18 protein-coding genes are annotated in these 17569 nt (G+C 39.0%); 15 read left to right on the forward strand and 3 right to left on the reverse strand.

All coding sequences use genetic code 11. The features are described from left to right. Positions 1-206: 206 nt before the first annotated feature. Both D8837_RS06930 and D8837_RS06935 read right to left on the reverse strand, forming a co-directional pair. Complete coding sequence (locus D8837_RS06930) at positions 207-551, reverse strand: hypothetical protein (RefSeq protein WP_125456591.1); 345 nt, start codon at positions 549-551, stop codon at positions 207-209. A gap of 118 nt (positions 552-669) precedes the next feature. Further along, positions 670-1044, reverse strand: a complete 375-nt coding sequence (locus tag D8837_RS06935; protein WP_125456592.1) for a hypothetical protein — start codon at positions 1042-1044, stop codon at positions 670-672. A gap of 578 nt (positions 1045-1622) precedes the next feature. Between D8837_RS06935 and D8837_RS06940 the strand changes: the two genes are divergently transcribed. The 9 genes from D8837_RS06940 (at position 1623) to D8837_RS06980 (ending at position 9549) form a co-directional block, all read left to right on the forward strand. Continuing rightward, positions 1623-2909, forward strand: coding sequence for a peptidase U32 family protein (locus D8837_RS06940; RefSeq protein WP_000169065.1), 1287 nt, complete (start codon positions 1623-1625; stop codon positions 2907-2909). Positions 2910-3224: 315 nt separating this feature from the next. Next, complete coding sequence (locus tag D8837_RS06945) at positions 3225-3425, forward strand: F0F1 ATP synthase subunit C (RefSeq protein WP_001054560.1); 201 nt, start codon at positions 3225-3227, stop codon at positions 3423-3425. Positions 3426-3458: 33 nt separating this feature from the next. After that, a complete protein-coding gene (atpB, locus tag D8837_RS06950; protein ID WP_049511088.1) occupies positions 3459-4169 on the forward strand; it encodes a F0F1 ATP synthase subunit A in 711 nt (236 codons plus the stop codon). Positions 4170-4182: 13 nt separating this feature from the next. Then, entirely contained in the window at positions 4183-4677 is a 495-nt protein-coding gene (gene atpF, locus D8837_RS06955) for a F0F1 ATP synthase subunit B (protein ID WP_020902744.1), read from the forward strand. Next, a complete protein-coding gene (locus tag D8837_RS06960; protein WP_049544026.1) occupies positions 4677-5213 on the forward strand; it encodes a F0F1 ATP synthase subunit delta in 537 nt (178 codons plus the stop codon). Before atpF ends, D8837_RS06960 begins: the two co-directional genes overlap by 1 nt. Before the next feature lie 14 nt (positions 5214-5227). Continuing rightward, complete coding sequence (gene atpA / locus D8837_RS06965; protein ID WP_125456593.1) at positions 5228-6733, forward strand: F0F1 ATP synthase subunit alpha; 1506 nt, start codon at positions 5228-5230, stop codon at positions 6731-6733. A 15-nt stretch (positions 6734-6748) separates the two neighbouring features. After that, positions 6749-7627, forward strand: a complete 879-nt coding sequence (locus tag D8837_RS06970) for a F0F1 ATP synthase subunit gamma (RefSeq protein WP_000301224.1) — start codon at positions 6749-6751, stop codon at positions 7625-7627. Between the two features lie 85 nt (positions 7628-7712). Next, on the forward strand, positions 7713-9119 hold the full coding sequence (atpD, locus tag D8837_RS06975; RefSeq protein ID WP_000094357.1) for a F0F1 ATP synthase subunit beta: 1407 nt from the start codon (positions 7713-7715) through the stop codon (positions 9117-9119). Positions 9120-9129: 10 nt separating this feature from the next. Then, the gene (locus D8837_RS06980) at positions 9130-9549 is read left to right on the forward strand and encodes a F0F1 ATP synthase subunit epsilon (RefSeq protein ID WP_000068037.1); all 420 of its coding nucleotides are present in this window, start codon (positions 9130-9132) and stop codon (positions 9547-9549) included. A 44-nt stretch (positions 9550-9593) separates the two neighbouring features. On the opposite strand, the gene D8837_RS06985 is transcribed toward D8837_RS06980, so the two are convergent. Beyond that, positions 9594-10607 carry a lactonase family protein gene (locus D8837_RS06985; RefSeq protein WP_125456594.1) on the reverse strand — a complete coding sequence of 338 codons (1014 nt, stop codon included), beginning with the start codon at positions 10605-10607 and terminating at the stop codon, positions 9594-9596. 177 nt (positions 10608-10784) lie between these two features. Here D8837_RS06985 and D8837_RS06990 point away from each other — a divergent pair, with 177 nt between their 5' ends. From D8837_RS06990 to D8837_RS07015, 6 genes are all read left to right on the forward strand, one after another. After that, positions 10785-12767, forward strand: a complete 1983-nt coding sequence (locus D8837_RS06990) for a peptide ABC transporter substrate-binding protein (protein WP_125456595.1) — start codon at positions 10785-10787, stop codon at positions 12765-12767. Between the two features lie 117 nt (positions 12768-12884). Next, on the forward strand, positions 12885-14051 hold the full coding sequence (locus tag D8837_RS06995; RefSeq protein WP_125456596.1) for an AI-2E family transporter: 1167 nt from the start codon (positions 12885-12887) through the stop codon (positions 14049-14051). Further along, positions 14041-15270, forward strand: a complete 1230-nt coding sequence (locus D8837_RS07000) for a tetratricopeptide repeat protein (protein ID WP_185755686.1) — start codon at positions 14041-14043, stop codon at positions 15268-15270. The genes D8837_RS06995 and D8837_RS07000 overlap by 11 nt, the downstream gene beginning before the upstream one ends. Before the next feature lie 140 nt (positions 15271-15410). Then, complete coding sequence (locus tag D8837_RS07005) at positions 15411-16052, forward strand: amino acid ABC transporter permease (RefSeq protein ID WP_033687139.1); 642 nt, start codon at positions 15411-15413, stop codon at positions 16050-16052. A 9-nt stretch (positions 16053-16061) separates the two neighbouring features. Then, the gene (locus tag D8837_RS07010; protein WP_125456597.1) at positions 16062-16691 is read left to right on the forward strand and encodes an amino acid ABC transporter ATP-binding protein; all 630 of its coding nucleotides are present in this window, start codon (positions 16062-16064) and stop codon (positions 16689-16691) included. 9 nt (positions 16692-16700) lie between these two features. Further along, a complete protein-coding gene (locus D8837_RS07015) occupies positions 16701-17540 on the forward strand; it encodes an amino acid ABC transporter substrate-binding protein (RefSeq protein WP_125456598.1) in 840 nt (279 codons plus the stop codon). Positions 17541-17569 lie beyond the last annotated feature (29 nt).

Raw genomic sequence — 17569 nt, forward strand, 5'->3', positions numbered from 1 at the left:
CTAAACTACCTTTGTATTTGTAAAAAGTATATCTTATGTATAGAAGAAGTAGTATCGAAAGAAATAAGCTCATAATTAAATAATCCGATTTCATAAGAAACTGCCCAAATAAAAAGAAAATCAGTCCAAACAACATAATTTGAAAAATTCTTTTCCTTAAAAGAATAGGGGGCTTAGTAAAGATTGTTATCATTTTGTAATTTCTATTATTCATCATCTACCACCTCAATACCTTCTGCTTTAAATGAACACGCCACATATTTGTAGCTATCCCCAGAAACGTACGCACTGCCTGTCAGTCCTAGAAATTCAACTATACAGTTCTGAGGAATTGCTTTTGAATCTTGGAAAAGAGGTTTAGAGTGTTCAATTTTTACATTAAAACGCTCAAATTTCTTTTCTATAGCTACGCACTCGTATGTGTACCCAGCAACTGTTTCAGTTTTCTTTCGTTTACCATTTTCTTCTATATAGATAAAATAAGGTTTTTGACTTATCAGGACTTTTGTTCCTTTTACCGTTTTTTCTGCATTTAAAATAGGTTTTATCATGTTTGATACTCCTTTTTGTACTTTAGTATGTGTTGTAATTACTTCACGACACTATTATGCAAAAAGTGTCGTGCGTTGTCAACCACAAAATTTCAGTTTAAAAAAATAGGCATAAAGCCTAAATTTTTCCATGCCGTACTAAAAGAGAACCTCTAACTATCATCTTTAGGACAAATGAGGTTGTTACATAACTAGTCTCGGTGTAGCGTGGTAATATTTTTTTTAGTTCAGCAATACCATCCATAGTTGTCTGATTTACTTGTAAATCAGTTCTCGTCTTTGGTGCATTTCTTTCTTCAACTTGAGAGCCAGATTTTAAAACGGTATCCCATTTATTTTCGTCGGTAATTTTTTTGCAGTCTAAATATGCTTGGTTAATCACGAAACCATTTGTTAGACGAAGATTATCAAATTCTCCAGTTGATTTAATCTCTTCTTTTAGCGCTTCAATACTATTTCTTGTTTCAATAGCTAGTCTTACTGCTAATCTCATACTGACACCACCTAAATTTCTTAATAACATTATACAAAAAATGTCGTTTTTTTTCCACACCTTATTTTATTTCGTGCAAACAATTTGCAAACAATACAAATCAATTCTAAAAATTTCATGTCAACTTAATAAACAAATAATCGATATTCTAGCTTATATCAATCCTTATTTATTGAACGAACAATAGAGTGGGAGTAGTCATCTAAGGACTAATTTATGTAGTTTAATGAGCCAGTATCTTTGGATACTGGTTTTTACTTTATCTAGATTTTTGACTACTTGTTAAAAATGGGTGAATTTTTGACTGTTTTTCAGTCATTATGAAAAGCTTATATTCAATGAAAACAAAGAGCAAACTAGGAAGCTAACTGCAGGTTGCTCAAAGCACTGCTTTGAGGTTGTAGATAAGAGTCACATATATAAACCAAGGTGAAGATGACCTGGTTTGAAGAGATTTTCATAGAGTATTAAAAGATTAGAATTGTCAAAACAATCTGTCTAGGCTTGATTTTATGGCTTATTTACTATAAAATGAGAAGGAAAAACGTCAAACTTTTATATTGCAAATAGGAGAAAACATGACAAAAACATTAAAACGTCCTGAGGTTTTATCACCTGCAGGAACTTTAGAGAAGCTAAAAGTAGCTGTTCAATATGGAGCAGATGCTGTCTTTATCGGTGGTCAGGCCTATGGTCTTCGTAGCCGTGCCGGAAACTTTACTTTCGAACAGATGGAAGAAGGCGTACAGTTTGCGGCTAAGTACGGTGCTAAAGTCTATGTAGCTGCCAATATGGTTATGCACGAAGGAAATGAAGCTGGTGCTGGTGAGTGGTTCCGTAAACTGCGTGATATTGGGATTGCAGCAGTTATTGTATCTGACCCAGCTTTGATTATGATTGCAGCGACTGAAGCACCAGGTCTTGAAATCCACCTTTCTACCCAAGCAAGTGCCACCAACTATGAAACTCTTGAGTTCTGGAAAGAACTGGGCTTGACTCGTGTCGTTTTGGCGCGTGAGGTTTCAATGGAAGAATTGGCAGAAATTCGCAAACGTACAGACGTTGAGATTGAAGCCTTTGTTCATGGAGCTATGTGTATTTCCTACTCAGGTCGCTGTACGCTTTCAAATCACATGAGTATGCGTGATGCCAACCGTGGTGGATGTTCTCAGTCTTGCCGTTGGAAGTATGACCTTTACGATATGCCATTTGGGAAAGAACGTAAGAGCTTGAAAGGTGAGATTCCAGAAGAATTTTCAATGTCAGCCGTTGATATGTCTATGATTGACCATATCCCAGATATGATTGAAAATGGTGTGGACAGTCTAAAAATCGAAGGACGCATGAAGTCTATTCACTATGTTTCAACAGTAACTAACTGTTATAAGGCGGCTGTTGATGCTTATCTAGAGAGTCCAGAGAAGTTTGAAGCTATCAAGCAAGACTTGATTGATGAGATGTGGAAGGTTGCCCAACGTGAATTAGCTACAGGATTCTACTATGGTACACCATCTGAAAATGAGCAGTTGTTTGGTGCTCGCCGTAAAATCCCTGAATACAAGTTTGTCGCTGAAGTGGTTTCTTATGATGATGCGACACAAACAGCAACTATTCGTCAACGGAATGTCATTAACGAAGGAGACCAAGTTGAGTTTTATGGCCCAGGTTTCCGTCATTTTGAAACGTATATCGAAGATTTGCATGATGCCAAAGGTAATAAAATTGACCGCGCTCCAAATCCAATGGAACTCTTGACAATCAAAGTCCCACAACCTGTTCAAGCTGGAGACATGGTTCGAGCTCTCAAAGAAGGTCTTATCAATCTTTATAAGGAAGATGGAACCAGCGTCACAGTTCGTGCTTAATAAACATGTAGGAGACGAAAGCTTTCTAGTTGCTTTCCCTTTAATCCTACTTACTAAAAGAGCATTAGATTAAAGAAAATATATTAATTTCCATCCGAGATTTCATCTCGGATTTTTTCATTATTTTTCAGAAAGATCTAGATAATGGACGGATTTATTACAAGTTTTTTCCAAAGTTTTCTATATAATAAGCTAAAAAATAGTAAAATTGTAAATAATTTTCATTAAACGCTTTCAACGTAAGTAAAAAGTTGACAAATCCAATTTTTAGGACTAAACTAAGTAAGTAAATTTTAATTAAAAGGAGAATTCGTCATGAATTTAACATTTTTCGGTCTATGTCTTGCCTGTATGGGTGTATCTCTTGGTGAAGGTATGTTGATGAACGGTTTGTTGAAATCAGTTGCTCGCCAACCAGATATCATCTCAGAACTACGTAGTTTGATGATCCTAGGGGTTGCCTTTATTGAAGGTACTTTCTTCGTTACTCTTGTCTTTTCATTTATCATCAAATAAAAGAAGTATAAATTGAAAAAGGGAGGATTTTAGATGGAAGAAAGTATTAATCCAACCATCAATATTGGTCCTGTTACCTTTAATTTAACCATAGTAGTTTTGACTTTGTTGACTGTAGCACTTATTTTTGGCTTTATTTATTGGGCAACTCGAAATATGACTTTGAGACCCACAGGAAAACAAAATGTATTAGAGTATTTATTTGATTTTGTTGTTGGATTTACAAAATCAAACCTTGGTCCAATGATAAAGGATTATTCTCTCTTTTATTTCTGTTTATTCCTATTTATGGCCATTGCAAATAATATTGGCTTAATGGCTAGAATTCAGACTACAGATGGTGTAAATCTTTGGACCTCACCAACAGCAAATTTGTCATTTGACTTGGTCTTGTCTTTTACAATTATCTTAATGACACACGTAGAAGGAATTCGTCGTCGTGGAATCAAAAAGTATTTAAAAGCATTTGTAACACCAGGTTTTATGACACCAATGAATCTCTTGGAAGAAGTTACCAATCTCCTTTCACTTGCATTGCGGGTCTTTGGTAATATCTTTGCAGGGGAAGTGATGGCAAGTATGTTAGTCCTACTTTCTCATCAGGCCTTCTATTGGTATCCTATTGCTTTTGGAACAAATCTAATCTGGACTGCATTTTCTGTTTTTATTTCTTGTGTACAAGCATATGTATTTACATTGTTATCTTCAATGTACCTAGGAAATAAAATTAATGAAGAAGAATAGAAAGGAGTAGTTTATGAATGTAACAGTAGGTGAATTACTTGGTGACTTTATACTAATCGCTGGTTCCTTTATTCTCTTGCTAGTCTTGGTTAAGAAATACGCTTGGTCAAATTTGGCTAGCATTTTCGAACAAAGAGCAGAAAAAATTGCAGCAGATATTGACGGAGCTGAACAAGCACGTCAAAAAGCAGAAGTATTGGCTCAGAAACGCGAAGATGAATTGGCTGGTAGCCGTAAAGAAGCTAAGACAATCATTGAGAATGCGAAAGAAACAGCTGAGAAAAGCAAAGCTAGTATTTTAGCAGATGCTAAGCTAGAAGCAGGACGCTTGAAAGAAAAAGCGAACCAAGAAATTGCTCAAAATAAAGCTGAAGCTTTACAAAGCGTTAAGGGTGAGGTAGCAGATTTGACAATCAGCTTGGCTGGTAAAATCATCTCACAAAACCTTGACGGTCATGCCCATAAAGAACTCATTGATCAGTATATCGATCAGTTAGGAGAAGCTTAATGGACAAGAAAACAGTAAAGGTAATTGAAAAATACAGCATGCCTTTTGTCCAATTGGTACTTGAAAAAGGAGAAGAAGACCGTATCTTTTCAGACTTAGCTCAAATCAAGCAAGTTGCTGAAGAAACAGGTTTACCTTCTTTTTTAAAAAAAGTGGCAGTAGACGAGTCTGATAAGGAAAAAACAATTGCTTTCTTCCAAGATTCAGTGTCACCTTTATTGCAAAACTTTATCCAGGTTCTTATCTACAATCACAGAGCAAATCTTTTTTATGATATTCTTGTAGATTGCTTGAACCGACTTGAAAAAGAAACAAATCGATTTGAAGTGACGATTAGGTCAGCTCATCCTTTAACTGATGAACAGAAGAGTCGCTTGCTCCCTTTGATTGAGAAAAAAATGTCTCTTAAAGTAAGGAGTGTAAAAGAACAAATCGATGAAAGTCTTATTGGTGGTTTTGTCATTTTTGCCAATCACAAGACAATTGATGTGAGTATTAAACAACAACTTAAAGTTGTTAAAGAAAATTTGAAATAGAAAGTGGTGTTCTTTTGGCAATTAACGCACAAGAAATCAGCGCTTTAATTAAGCAACAAATTGAAAATTTCAAACCCAATTTTGATGTGACTGAAACAGGTGTTGTAACCTATATCGGGGACGGTATCGCGCGTGCTCACGGCCTTGAAAATGCCATGAGTGGAGAGTTATTGATTTTTGAAAACGGCTCTTATGGGATGGCTCAGAACTTGGAGTCAACAGACGTCGGTATTATCATCCTAGGTGACTTTACAGATATCCGTGAAGGTGATACAATCCGCCGTACAGGTAAAATCATGGAAGTCCCAGTAGGTGAAAGTCTGATTGGTCGTGTTGTGGATCCTCTTGGTCGTCCAGTTGACGGTCTTGGAGAAATCCACACTGATAAAACTCGTCCAGTAGAAGCGCCAGCTCCTGGTGTTATGCAACGTAAGTCTGTATCAGAACCATTGCAAACTGGTTTGAAAGCTATTGACGCCCTTGTACCGATTGGTCGTGGTCAACGTGAGTTGATTATCGGTGACCGTCAGACAGGGAAAACAACCATTGCGATTGATACAATCTTGAACCAAAAAGGTCAAGATATGATCTGTATCTACGTAGCGATTGGACAAAAAGAATCAACAGTTCGTACGCAAGTAGAAACACTACGTCAGTACGGTGCCTTGGACTACACAATCGTTGTGACAGCCTCTGCTTCACAACCATCTCCATTGCTTTTCCTAGCTCCTTATGCTGGGGTTGCCATGGCAGAAGAATTTATGTACCAAGGTAAGCATGTTTTGATCGTTTATGATGATCTTTCAAAACAAGCTGTAGCTTATCGTGAACTGTCTCTCTTGCTTCGTCGTCCTCCAGGTCGTGAAGCATTCCCAGGGGATGTTTTCTACCTTCACAGCCGTTTGCTTGAGCGCTCAGCTAAAGTTTCTGATGAACTTGGTGGTGGATCTATTACAGCCTTACCGTTTATCGAGACACAAGCAGGAGATATCTCTGCCTATATCGCAACCAACGTGATTTCAATCACTGATGGACAAATCTTCCTTGGTGATGGTCTCTTCAATGCGGGTATTCGTCCAGCCATTGACGCGGGTTCATCTGTATCTCGTGTAGGTGGTTCTGCACAAATCAAAGCCATGAAGAAGGTTGCTGGTACACTTCGTATCGACCTTGCTTCATACCGTGAGTTGGAAGCCTTCACTAAGTTTGGTTCTGATTTGGACGCAGCAACACAGGCTAAATTGAACCGTGGACGTCGTACAGTGGAAGTTTTGAAACAACCTGTTCACAAACCATTGCCTGTTGAGAAACAAGTAACCATTCTCTATGCTTTGACACATGGTTTCTTGGATACTGTTCCAGTAGATGATATTGTTCGTTTCGAGGAAGAGTTCCATACCTTCTTTGATGCTCAACATCCAGAGATTTTGGAAACCATTCGTGATACAAAAGACTTGCCAGAAGAAGCAGTCTTGGATGCTGCGATTACAGAGTTTCTCAATCAAACCAGCTTCCAATAAGAATAGAGGTGTCAGATGGCAGTATCTCTAAATGATATTAAAACAAAAATCGCCTCAACAAAAAATACGAGTCAAATCACTAATGCCATGCAGATGGTATCAGCTGCTAAGCTAGGTCGTTCTGAAGAAGCTGCTCGCAACTTCCAAGTTTATGCTCAGAAAGTTCGTAAACTTTTGACGGATATTCTTCATGGTAATGGAGCTGGTAGTTCAACCAATCCGATGTTGATTAGCCGTCCAGTTAAGAAGACAGGCTATATCGTCATTACTTCAGACCGAGGTTTGGTTGGAGGTTATAATTCTTCTATTTTGAAAGCCGTTATGGAGCTGAAAGAAGAATACCATCCAGATGGTAAAGGTTTTGAAATGATCTGTATTGGTGGAATGGGAGCTGATTTCTTTAAGGCTCGTGGTATTCAACCACTCTATGAATTACGTGGCTTGGCAGACCAACCTAGCTTTGATGAAGTCCGTAAGATTATTTCAAAAACTGTTGAAATGTACCAAAATGAACTTTTTGATGAACTCTATGTCTGCTATAACCACCATGTCAATACGCTAACCAGTCAAATGCGTGTGGAGCAAATGCTTCCGATTGTTGACTTGGATCCAAATGAAGCGGATGACAGTTACAGTTTGACCTTTGAGTTGGAAACTAGTCGAGAAGAAATTTTGGAGCAGTTGTTGCCTCAATTTGCAGAAAGTATGATTTATGGTGCTATTATCGATGCTAAGACAGCTGAAAATGCTGCTGGTATGACAGCCATGCAAACAGCGACAGATAATGCTAAGAAAGTCATTAATGATTTGACAATTCAGTATAACCGTGCCAGACAGGCGGCGATTACACAAGAAATTACAGAAATCGTAGCAGGAGCTAGTGCCTTAGAATAGGCACTAGTCCAGCTCGTATGAAAATGAACTTAGGACCTAGTTAAGCTAGGGACCGACAGTATCTTATATAGAATAGGAGAAGGAGATGAGTTCAGGTAAAATTGCTCAGGTTATCGGTCCCGTTGTAGACGTCTTGTTTGCAGCAGGGGAAAAACTTCCTGAGATTAACAATGCACTTGTCGTCTACAAAAATGACGAAAGAAAAACAAAAATCGTCCTTGAAGTAGCCTTGGAGTTGGGAGATGGTATGGTCCGTACTATCGCCATGGAATCAACAGATGGTTTGACTCGTGGAATGGAAGTATTGGACACAGGTCGTCCAATCTCTGTACCAGTAGGTAAAGAAACTTTGGGACGTGTCTTCAATGTTTTGGGAGATACCATTGACTTGGAAGCTCCTTTTACAGAAGATGCAGAGCGTCAGCCAATTCATAAAAAAGCTCCAACTTTTGATGAATTGTCTACCTCTTCTGAAATCCTTGAAACAGGGATTAAGGTTATCGACCTTCTTGCCCCTTACCTTAAAGGTGGAAAGGTTGGACTTTTCGGTGGTGCCGGAGTTGGTAAAACCGTCTTAATCCAAGAATTGATTCACAACATTGCCCAAGAACACGGTGGTATTTCAGTATTTACCGGTGTTGGGGAACGTACTCGTGAGGGTAATGACCTTTACTGGGAAATGAAAGAATCAGGTGTTATCGAGAAAACAGCCATGGTATTTGGTCAGATGAATGAGCCGCCAGGAGCACGTATGCGTGTTGCCCTAACTGGTTTGACAATCGCCGAATACTTCCGTGATGTAGAAGGACAAGACGTGCTTCTCTTTATCGATAATATCTTCCGTTTCACTCAGGCTGGTTCTGAAGTATCTGCCCTTTTGGGTCGTATGCCATCAGCCGTTGGTTACCAACCAACACTTGCTACGGAAATGGGTCAATTGCAAGAGCGTATCACATCAACCAAGAAGGGTTCTGTAACCTCTATCCAGGCTATCTATGTGCCAGCGGATGACTATACTGACCCAGCGCCAGCAACAGCCTTCGCTCATTTGGACTCAACAACTAACTTGGAACGTAAGTTGGTACAATTGGGTATCTACCCAGCTGTTGACCCACTTGCTTCAAGCTCACGTGCCTTGGCACCTGAAATCGTTGGAGAAGAGCACTATGCAGTTGCTGCTGAAGTAAAACGCGTTCTTCAACGTTACCATGAATTGCAAGATATCATTGCTATCCTTGGTATGGATGAGCTTTCTGATGAAGAAAAGACCTTGGTTGCTCGTGCCCGTCGTATCCAGTTCTTCTTGTCACAAAACTTCAACGTTGCGGAACAATTTACTGGTCAGCCTGGTTCTTATGTTCCAGTTGCTGAAACTGTTCGTGGCTTTAAGGAAATCCTTGATGGTAAACATGACCACTTGCCAGAAGATGCCTTCCGTGGTGTAGGTTCTATCGAAGATGTGATTGCAAAAGCTGAAAAAATGGGATTTTAAGAGGTGATCTATGGCTCAGTTAACTGTCCAGATCGTGACACCAGATGGTCTCGTCTATGATCACCATGCCAGCTTTGTATCAGTTCGAACTCTGGATGGTGAGATGGGAATCTTGCCACGACATGAAAATATGATTGCAGTTTTAGCAGTTGATGAGGTTAAGGTTAAACGTGTAGATGATGAAAATCACGTGAACTGGATTGCAGTGAACGGAGGCGTTATCGAAGTTGCTAATGGTGTTATCACAATCGTTGCTGACTCTGCAGAACGTGCTCGTGATATCGACGTTAGTCGTGCAGAACGTGCCAAACTTCGAGCAGAGCGTGAAATTGAAGAAGCACAAGACAAACACTTGATTGACCAAGAACGTCGTGCTAAGATTGCTTTGCAACGTGCCATTAACCGTATTAATGTCGGAAATAGACTATAAGAAAAAAATGAACTTGAGTTATCAAGTTCATTTTTTATGTTTTCTTATGGGGCAAAACTGATGCAGACTGCTTCTGGGACATGGAAGTCATTAGAAAGTTCTGCTAGACGTCCAGTTTCAGAATTGCGTTTAAAGACGGTTGCATTGTCAGAGTCCTGATGGACAGCAATGACAAATTCTTGATCCGGTGTCAAGTCAAAATCACGTGGAGTCTGACCATGTGTCGGAACGATTTCTAACAACTCTAAGCTTCCATCCGCAAGAATTGTATATACTGCGATAGAATCATGACCACGATTAGAGGCGTAGAGGTATTTACCATCTTTAGAGAGACGAATAGCAGCGGTACCATTAAAGCCTTTATAACCGTCTGGTAGAGTTGAAATGACTTGCATGCGTTCAAATTCGCCAACACCATCGTAGATTAGAACCTCGATAGTGCTATTGAGTTCACAAATGAGATAAGCGATTTTATAATGGTTATGGAAAATAATATGGCGTGAGCCTGCTCCTGGCTGGCTATGATAGGTATAGAGCTTAGATAATTTTCCTTCTGAATCAAGATCATAAGTAATTACTTGGTCAGTACCTAAGTCGCAGGTCACTAGATAGTGGTCAGGTGTTAAATCTGTATAGTGAACATGTGGAGAAGCTTGATTTTCATGTGGACCTTGGCCACTGTGTTGATCAACATCACTAAGTAGAAGACGACCATCTTCCTGACGTTTATAAACAAGGACCTGTCCCTTGTGGTAGTTTGCCGCGTAAACCAAATCACGCTCTTCATCAACGGCAACATAACAGTGGGGGGCTCCCTCTTCAACGACGTGATTTAATAAGGTACCATTAGTTTGATAGGCTGCAATTCCACCCTTATCGTCTTGACTACCAACAGTGTATAAATGTTGATGCTGGTCAAAGGCAAGGTAGGTCGGACTTGATTCAGCTGCAAAAAGTTCTAGATTTGAAAGCTGACCAGTTTCTGTATCAAAGTCTGCCTTGTAAATCCCTTGGGAAGTACGACGTGTATAAGTTCCAAAATAAACAGTTTCTTTCATAACTTTACCTCTATAATAAAGATATGACTATTATATCACAAAAATGGTAGTATGAAGAAATCAACCTTAGCAAGAGTTTTACCTAATTCTTTTCATGATAATATTAGAAATGTTTTCATTGATTTCCTTTTGAAAAGTGCTATAATAAATCTATCAAATTATCAAGGGAGTTTGACTATGAAAAAACGAGCTTTCTTAGTAGCAGGTGTAGCAGTGTTATCAGCAGCAGTGCTAGCAGCGTGTTCAACTGGTAATGGTACTAAAGATGCTACTAAACCAGTGACTTATGCTTATGTATTTACATCAGATCCTGTTACTTTGGATTATACAGTTTCTGGGAATGTCAGCACTAAACAGATTACAGGTAATGTTATTGACGGATTACTAGAAAATGATCAATATGGAAATTTAGTTCCATCAGTTGCAGAAGATTGGACTGTTTCTAAGGATGGCTTGACCTATACCTATAAAATCCGGCAGGGTGTCAAGTGGTATACCAATGAGGGAGAAGAGTATGGTGAAGTTAAGGCTCAGGATTTTGTAACTGGTCTGAAGCGTGCAGCTGATAAGAAATCCCAGGCTCTCTATTTGGTACAGGATTCTATCAAAGGCTTGGATGACTATGTAAATGGGAAAACAACAGATTTCTCAACCGTAGGTGTGAAAGCAACAGATGATTATACTGTTGTTTACACTTTGAACCATCCAGAATCTTTCTGGAACTCTAAGACAACGATGGGAATTCTTGCTCCTGTAAGTGGAGATTTTTTGGCATCTAAAGGAGATGATTTTGGTAAGGCCACTGATGTAACGAGTATATTATACAATGGGGCATACCTTCTTAAGGGGCTAACTTCGAAATCTTCTATCGAAATGACCAAAAACCAAAATTACTGGGATAAGCAGAATGTATTTATTGATGATATCAAGTTGTCTTTCTTTGATGGTCAAGATGCAGACTCCCTAGGACGAGGTTTTGATGAAGGTCATTATCCAGCTGCTCCGCTCTTTAAAAGTTCTGCCAACTATGAACGTCTAAAAGAAAAGTACAAGGATAATATTGTATATGGACAACAAAGAGGTGGCGTATTCTATATGTCTACTAATATTGATCGTGTGTCATACAATCATACTGCTAAAACAAGTGATGTAGAAAAATCCTCTACTAAGAAAGCACTTTTAAACAAAGATTTTCGTCAAGCCTTGGCATTTGCTGCAGATCGTAAAGCCGCTGTTTCTCAGGTTTTTGGAGATGAAGTAGCGCCTCGTAAATTACGTACAAGTTTCACCCCTCCAACATTTGTACAAGTTGGAGACCAATCGTTTGGTCAAGTAACTAAGACAGAATTAGGTAAGTTGGATAGTATTTGGAAAGATGTCAGTCTTGATGATGCCCAAGATTCACTTCATAATGTAGACAAGGCTAAGGCTAAGTTTGAATCGGCTAAGAAAACTCTTCAAGCTGATGGAGTACAATTTCCGATTCATTTAGATCTTCCAGTTTCATCTACTCAGACAGATTTTATTCATCAAGCCCAGTCTTATAAACAATCAATTGAAGAAGCCTTAGGCTCTGAAAATGTAGTTGTAGATATTCAACAGGTTTCTGATGATGAATTGGGAAGCATGACTGTTCTAGCGACATCAAATAATAATGTTGATTGGGATATTAATGTTAATAGTGGTTGGAGTCCGGATTATGCAGATCCATCAACCTATCTAGATGTATTTGATCCAACTTCAGGTCCAAGTCTCTTAAGTTCACTTGGTGTAGCACCAGGAACAGACAATCCAGTCATTAAAACAGTTGGATTGGATAAATACAAAGAATTGATTGATGATGCGAACAGTGAAAAAACAGATCTGCAAAAACGTTATTCCAAATATGCTAAGGCTCAAGCTTGGTTAACAGATAGTGCTCTGGTTATTCCTGTACACTCAGACGGTGCCCAAATGCTTATAACGAAGAAAGTACTAGGTAGTGGTGCTGATGGTTGGATTGGTGACAAAACAGGAGATAACAGTTATAAATATCTTAAACTCCAAGATAAGATTGTCACTTCTAAAGAAATGGATGACTTCCGCAAGAAATTTGCTGATGAAAAAGCCAAATCCAATGCTGATTATCAGAAGAACTTAGACCGTCATATTCAAGACTAATCGAATCTCCTCTTTTGAGGAGATTTTTTATGTCATGGTCTCTATGTAAGCACTTTAAAAAAGAGTTATTTTGATTAAAAAATGGTATAATGGGAGAACAATAGAAAGGAAGTATTTATGGAGCAAAAAGAGAAACATTTTAGCCTATCTTGGTTTTTCAAGTGGTTTTTGGATAACAAGGCAATTACGGTATTTTTGGTAACCTTATTATTGGGACTGAATCTTTTTATTTTAAGCAAGATTAGTTTTCTATTTTCACCTGTTTTAGACTTTTTGTCAGTCGTGATGTTGCCAGTCATTCTATCTGGTTTACTATACTATTTACTGAATCCCATTGTTGATTGGTTGGAGAAGCATAAGATTAATCGCGTCATAGCAATCAGTATTGTCTTTGTCATCATCGCTCTCTTTATCATTTGGGGCTTGGCAGTCGCCATTCCAAATCTGCAACGTCAAGTTTTAAGTTTTGCAAGGAATGTTCCAGTCTACCTCGAAGATGCAGACAGAGTTGTTAATGATTTGGTCACCAAGCGTTTACCAGATGATTTCAGACCTCAATTAGAGCAAGTTTTAACAAACTTCTCTAGTCAGGCTACAGTTTGGGCAAGTAAGGTTTCATCTCAGGCAGTCAATTGGGTGAGTGCATTTATTAGCGGGGCATCTCAAGTGATTGTTGCCTTGATTATCGTTCCTTTCATGCTCTTTTACCTTTTGCGTGATGGGAAAGGCTTGCGTAACTATTTAACCCAATTCATGCCAACGAAATTGAAAGAACCAGTAGGACAAGTTTTATCAGATGTGAATCAACAGTTGTCCAACTATGTTCGAGGGCAAGTAACAGTGGCTATTATTGTAGCAGTAATGTTTATCATCTTTTTCAAGATTATCGGTCTACGCTATGCGGTTACGCTGGGTGTTACTGCTGGTATTTTAAATCTGGTTCCTTATTTGGGTAGCTTCTTAGCCATGCTTCCTGCCCTAGTATTGGGCTTGATTGCTGGGCCAGTCATGCTTTTGAAAGTAGTGATTGTCTTTATAGTAGAACAAACTATTGAAGGCCGTTTTGTCTCTCCATTGATTTTGGGAAGTCAATTAAACATCCATCCTATTAATGTTCTCTTTGTCTTGTTAACTTCGGGCTCTATGTTTGGTATCTGGGGAGTCTTGCTCGGTATTCCAGTTTATGCCTCTGCTAAGGTTGTCATTTCGGCGATTTTTGAATGGTATAAGGTAGTCAGTGGCCTATATGAACTAGAGGGAGAGGAAGTCAAGAGTGAACAATAGTCAACAGATGTTACAGGCTTTGGAGGAGCAAGATTTAACCAAGGCTGAGCACTATTTCGTCAAAGCTTTAGAAAATGATCCAAGTGACCTTCTGTATGAGTTAGCCACTTATCTAGAAGGGATTGGTTTTTATCCTCAGGCAAAGGAAATTTACCTGAAAATCATAGAGGATTTTCCAGAGGTTAATCTCAATCTGGCAGCTATTGCTAGCGAGGATGGTCAAATCGAAGAAGCCTTTGCTTATCTTGAGGAAATCCAAGCTGACAGTGACTGGTATGTTTCAGCTTTGGCTCTGAAAGCAGACCTCTACCAGCTGGAAGGTTTGACAGATGTAGCGCGTGAGAAACTGCTGGAGGCTTTGACCTACTCAGAGGATCCTCTCTTGATATTGGGCTTAGCAGAGTTGGATAGTGAGTTGGAAAATTACCAAGAAGCTATTCAAGGCTATGCCCAGTTAGATAATCGTACTATTTATGAGCAAACAGGCATTTCTACCTATCAACGGATTGGCTTTTCCTATGCACAGTTAGGGAAATTTGAAACGGCTACAGAGTTTTTAGAAAAAGCCTTGGAGTTAGAATACGATGACATAACAGCTTTTGAGTTGGCCAGTCTTTACTTTGATCAAGAAGAATACCAAAAAGCTGTCCTCTATTTTAAGCAGCTTGATACCATTTCACCTGACTTTGAAGGATATGAGTATGGTTACAGTCAGGCCTTACATAAGGAACATCAAGTTCAAGAAGCCATGCGTATCGCTAAGCAAGGCTTAGAGAAAAATCCCTTTGAAACTCGCCTCTTGCTAGCTGCTTCACAATTCTCTTATGAACTGCATGATGCTAGTGGTGCAGAAAATTATCTCCTTACCGCTAAAGAAGATGCTGAGGATACGGAAGAAATCATACTCCGTCTAGCTACTATTTATCTGGAGCAGGAACGCTATGAGGATATTTTAGACTTACAAAGTAATGAGCCAGAGAATTTTTTGACCAAGTGGATGATTGCTCGTTCTTATCAAGAGATGGACGATTTGGATACTGCCTATGAGCATTACCAAGAGTTGGCAGGAGATTTGAAAGACAATCCAGAATTTCTAGAACACTATATCTATCTCTTGCGTGAACTGGGCTACTTTGAGGAAGCAAAAGTCAATGCTCAAGCTTACTTAAAACTGGTTCCAGATGATGTGCAAATGCAAGAACTATTTGAGAGATTGTAAGAATATATTTTTAAAAACTGTATCTAATCATTTTTGATAGATATAGTTTTTCTTTTTCAAAGAGAATTTTTTTACAAAAATTCTTGGTTATTTTGTTTATTTATGCTATAATAGGAACAATTATTTTTAGGAGGTGCAGTATGTCTTATTTGTTTGAGATATTACCAAGTTTATTGAGCGGTGCAAGCATGACTTTGCAGGTTTTTGCACTGGTCTTGATTTTTTCTATTCCCTTGGGCGTTTTGATTGCCTTTGCCTTGCAAGTCCATTGGAAGCCCCTCCATCATTTAATTAATATTTATATTTGGATTATGCGAGGCACACCCTTGCTCTTGCAATTAATCTTTATCTATTATGTGCTGCCAAGTATTGGGATTCGTTTGGACCGTCTTCCTGCGGCTATCATTGCCTTTGTTCTCAATTATGCGGCTTACTTTGCTGAAATCTTTCGTGGGGGAATTGATACCATTCCTAAAGGTCAATATGAAGCTGCCAAGGTCTTGAAATTCAGTCCTTTTGCCACAGTACGTTATATTATTTTGCCCCAAGTGACCAAAATTGTTCTTCCTAGCGTATTTAACGAAGTCATGAGTTTGGTCAAGGATACCTCTCTGGTCTATGCTCTAGGCATTTCAGACCTTATCTTAGCTAGTCGCACAGCTGCCAACCGTGATGCTAGCCTGGTTCCNATGTTCTTGGCAGGAGCCATTTACTTGATTTTGATTGGTATTGTGACCATTCTTGCCAAAAAAGTTGAGAAGAAATACAGTTACTATAGATAGGAGGCTGCTATGTTAGAATTACGAAGTATCAATAAAGGCTTTGGTGAAAAGCAAATTTTGTCCAATTTCAGTCTAAAAATTCCTGAAAAGCAAATCCTAGCTATCGTTGGGCCTTCTGGTGGAGGTAAGACAACCCTCTTACGTATGCTTGCAGGTCTTGAAACTATTGATTCAGGGGAAATCTTTTATAACGGAGAAAATTTAGAACTGGATGAACTAGAGAAGCGGAATTTACTGGGATTTGTATTCCAAGATTTTCAACTTTTTCCTCATTTATCAGTTCTAGATAATTTGACCTTATCGCCCGTAAAAACCATGGGAATGAAGCAGGAAGAGGCTGAGCAGAAGGCGCGAGGGCTTTTGGAACAATTAGGACTGGCTGGTCATGCAGACGCCTATCCTTTCTCACTATCTGGTGGTCAAAAGCAGCGGGTAGCCTTAGCGCGTGCTATGATGATTGACCCAGAAATCATTGGTTACGATGAACCAACTTCTGCTCTGGATCCAGAATTGCGCTTGGAAGTGGAAAAACTGATCTTGCAAAATAGGGAACTTGGCATGACTCAGATTGTGGTTACCCACGATTTGCAGTTTGCTGAAAATATCGCAGATCAGATTCTCAAGGTTGAGCCCAAGTAGGAGGTGCCAATGACTAATAAGAAAATTGCTTTAGTATTTGTTTCTCTCCTGACTCTCTTTTTAACAGCTTGTACTCAGAAGGCTAGTGATCCCAAGCAAGATAACTGGAATAAGTATCAAGAGCAAGGCAGTATAACCATTGGTTTTGACAATACCTTCGTACCTATGGGATTTGAAGAAAAGAATGGCCAATATACAGGCTTTGATATTGACTTAGCACAAGCCGTCTCTGAAAAATTAGGTTTTAAGGTTCAATTTCAACCAATCGACTGGGATATGAAGGAGACGGAACTGCAAAATGGGACCATTGATGCCATCTGGAATGGCTATTCTGCCACTGATGAACGCCGAGAAAAGGTTGCCTTTAGCATTCCATATATGGAAAATCAGCAGGTTCTGGTTGCTAAGAAAAGCCAGCAAATTCATTCAGTAGAGGATATGAAGGATAAGACATTGGGCGCCCAAGCCGGTTCCTCTGGTTATTTAGACTTTGAAGCCCAGCCAGATTTACTGAAAAATCGTGTCAAAGATCAGAAGGCCAATCAATACCAGAGTTTCAATGAAGCCTTGATCGATTTGAAGAATGACCGGATTGATGCCTTGTTGATTGACCGAGTGTATGCTAATTACTATCTCCAGTCTGAGGGTATATTAAATGATTACAATGTCTTTTCAGCAGGATTTGAAAGTGAATCCTTTGCGGTCGGAGTTAGACCAGCTGATAAAAGATTATTAACAGCATTAAACCAGGCCTTTATCGAACTATACCAAGAAGGAAAGTTCCAGGAAATCAGCCAAAAATGGTTTGGAGAAGATGTGGCAACAAAAGAAGTGAAAGAAGGAAAATAAAATAGATAGGAAGCCTAGTTTTGTTTTTA

This window comes from Streptococcus mitis (assembly GCF_003942965.1).
Classification (GTDB): Bacteria; Bacillota; Bacilli; order Lactobacillales; family Streptococcaceae; genus Streptococcus; species Streptococcus mitis_BH.

Coding starts and splice junctions, on each gene's coding strand:
- D8837_RS06930 (WP_125456591.1), bottom strand. CDS start 551: ATGATAAAACCTATTTTAAATGCAGAAAAAACGGTAAAAGGAACAAAA.
- D8837_RS06935 (WP_125456592.1), bottom strand. CDS start 1,044: ATGAGATTAGCAGTAAGACTAGCTATTGAAACAAGAAATAGTATTGAA.
- D8837_RS06940 (WP_000169065.1), top strand. CDS start 1,623: ATGACAAAAACATTAAAACGTCCTGAGGTTTTATCACCTGCAGGAACT.
- D8837_RS06945 (WP_001054560.1), top strand. CDS start 3,225: ATGAATTTAACATTTTTCGGTCTATGTCTTGCCTGTATGGGTGTATCT.
- atpB (WP_049511088.1), top strand. CDS start 3,459: ATGGAAGAAAGTATTAATCCAACCATCAATATTGGTCCTGTTACCTTT.
- atpF (WP_020902744.1), top strand. CDS start 4,183: ATGAATGTAACAGTAGGTGAATTACTTGGTGACTTTATACTAATCGCT.
- D8837_RS06960 (WP_049544026.1), top strand. CDS start 4,677: ATGGACAAGAAAACAGTAAAGGTAATTGAAAAATACAGCATGCCTTTT.
- D8837_RS06970 (WP_000301224.1), top strand. CDS start 6,749: ATGGCAGTATCTCTAAATGATATTAAAACAAAAATCGCCTCAACAAAA.
- atpD (WP_000094357.1), top strand. CDS start 7,713: ATGAGTTCAGGTAAAATTGCTCAGGTTATCGGTCCCGTTGTAGACGTC.
- D8837_RS06980 (WP_000068037.1), top strand. CDS start 9,130: ATGGCTCAGTTAACTGTCCAGATCGTGACACCAGATGGTCTCGTCTAT.
- D8837_RS06985 (WP_125456594.1), bottom strand. CDS start 10,607: ATGAAAGAAACTGTTTATTTTGGAACTTATACACGTCGTACTTCCCAA.
- D8837_RS06990 (WP_125456595.1), top strand. CDS start 10,785: ATGAAAAAACGAGCTTTCTTAGTAGCAGGTGTAGCAGTGTTATCAGCA.
- D8837_RS06995 (WP_125456596.1), top strand. CDS start 12,885: ATGGAGCAAAAAGAGAAACATTTTAGCCTATCTTGGTTTTTCAAGTGG.
- D8837_RS07010 (WP_125456597.1), top strand. CDS start 16,062: ATGTTAGAATTACGAAGTATCAATAAAGGCTTTGGTGAAAAGCAAATT.
- D8837_RS07015 (WP_125456598.1), top strand. CDS start 16,701: ATGACTAATAAGAAAATTGCTTTAGTATTTGTTTCTCTCCTGACTCTC.